Source organism: uncultured Aquincola sp., from assembly GCF_964001545.1.
Lineage (GTDB): Bacteria > Pseudomonadota > Gammaproteobacteria > Burkholderiales > Burkholderiaceae_C > Aquincola.
On sequence record NZ_CAXFDV010000812.1, the window covers coordinates 1 to 1,660 of the forward strand.

General features: G+C 68.5%; 2 protein-coding genes. Both read right to left on the reverse strand.

Going from position 1 to position 1,660, the window contains the following annotated elements:
* The coding region (locus ABNT58_RS28180) for a Gfo/Idh/MocA family oxidoreductase (protein ID WP_348756686.1) at positions 1 to 1,031 on the reverse strand (1,031 nt) is incomplete at its 3' end.
* Between the two features lie 13 nt (positions 1,032 to 1,044).
* Complete coding sequence (rfbC, locus tag ABNT58_RS28185; RefSeq protein ID WP_348756687.1) at positions 1,045 to 1,614, reverse strand: dTDP-4-dehydrorhamnose 3,5-epimerase; 570 nt, start codon at positions 1,612 to 1,614, stop codon at positions 1,045 to 1,047.
* Positions 1,615 to 1,660 lie beyond the last annotated feature (46 nt).

Genomic DNA, 1,660 nt, shown 5'->3' on the forward strand with positions numbered 1-1,660 from the left:
CTGCGGTAGGCGGCGATGATCACTTCGAGCGAGCGCAGGCCTTCGTAGCCGTCCACCTCGGCGCTGGCCTGGCCCAGCAGGGTGTCGATCACGTTGGCGTAGTACAGCGGGTGGCCATAGCCGTACACCGAAGGCGGCGCGTAGTTGGCCGTCTTCACCGCTTCGTCTTCGGGCTGGGCGTCTTCAAACGACCAGTGCTGGATCTCGTTCACGGCCACGCCGCCGATGCGCACGGTGCCCTTCTCGCCCAGCACGGTGATGCTGCCTTCGAAGTTCTTGCCGTGGGTGAGCATGGTGACGTTGATGGACGCCAGGCCGCCGCGGCGCAGGCGCAGGCTCATCACGCCGGTGTCTTCGGCCTCGATGTCGCGGCCCAGCGTGGCGGTGTAGGCATGCACGTTGTCCACCGGGCCCACCAGCCAGTCGACCATGTCCACATAGTGGCTGGCCTGGTTCATGAAGGCGCCGCCGTCCATGTCCCAGCGGCCACGCCAGGGCGCTTCGTCGTAGTAGCTCTGCGGCCGGGTCCAGAACACGTTGACGTTGACCATCGCGATGCGGCCGAAGCGCCCGGCGTCGATGGCCTTTTTCAGCAGCTGCAGCGTGGCGTTCAGCCGGTTCTGCTTGACGACGAACAGCTTGACGCCGGCCTCACGGCAGGCGCGCACCATGGCCATGCCTTCGTCCCACTTGGTGGCCATGGGCTTTTCGCTGAGCACATGGCGGCCGGCCTGCGCCACCTCGATGGCCTGGCGCGAATGCAGGCCGCTGGGCGTGGCCAGCACCACGATGTCGGGCTGGCTGCCGGCCAGCAGCGCGGCCAGGCTGTGAAAGCGCGGCACATCCGCCAGGTGGGGCGCGTGGTCGACCAGGGCCTGGATGGCCTCGGGCCGCTTGTCGCACAGCGCCACCAGCTCGGCACGTTCGGCATGGGCGGCCAGCGCCGCCACATGGTTGCGGGCGATGCGGCCGCAGCCCACCAGCGCAAAACGAAGGCGGCGGCCGGCGCCGGTGCTCAGGGCTTCGGTCATCAAGACAGCGTGATCAATCGTGCTTCGCGTCGGCCAGCAGCGGCGCGGCGGCGTCCTTGGGCGCCAGGCGCGGCTGCACGCCGGCCGGCAGCGGCCATTCGATGCCGATGGCCGGGTCGTTCCAGACGATGCTGCCTTCGCAGTCCTTGGCGTAGGTGTCGGTGGTCTTGTAGAGGAAGTGGGTGTCGTCCTCCAGCGCCACAAAGCCGTGGGCAAAGCCCTCGGGAATCCACAGCTGGCGCTTGTTGTCGGCCGACAGCACCTCACCCACCCACTGGCCGAAGGTGGGCGAGCCGCGGCGGATGTCCACCGCCACGTCGAAGGCCGAGCCCTTGACCACGCGCACCAGCTTGCCCTGGGCATGCGGCGCGCGCTGGTAGTGCAGGCCGCGCAGCACCCAGGCGGCGCTGACGGAATGGTTGTCCTGCACGAAGGGCCGCGGCGCGGGCAGGCCCAGCTCGGCCAGCTGCGCATGGAAGCGCGGTTCGTTGTAGCTCTCGGAGAACCAGCCGCGGTCGTCGCCGAACACCGCCGGCTCCACGATCACGACGCCCGGCAGGCGGGTGGGAATCAGCTTGCTCATGTGATCAGAACACCTTGTCCTGCAGCACCTTCATCAGGTACTGGCC

Coding starts and splice junctions, on each gene's coding strand:
- rfbC (WP_348756687.1), bottom strand. CDS start 1,614: ATGAGCAAGCTGATTCCCACCCGCCTGCCGGGCGTCGTGATCGTGGAG.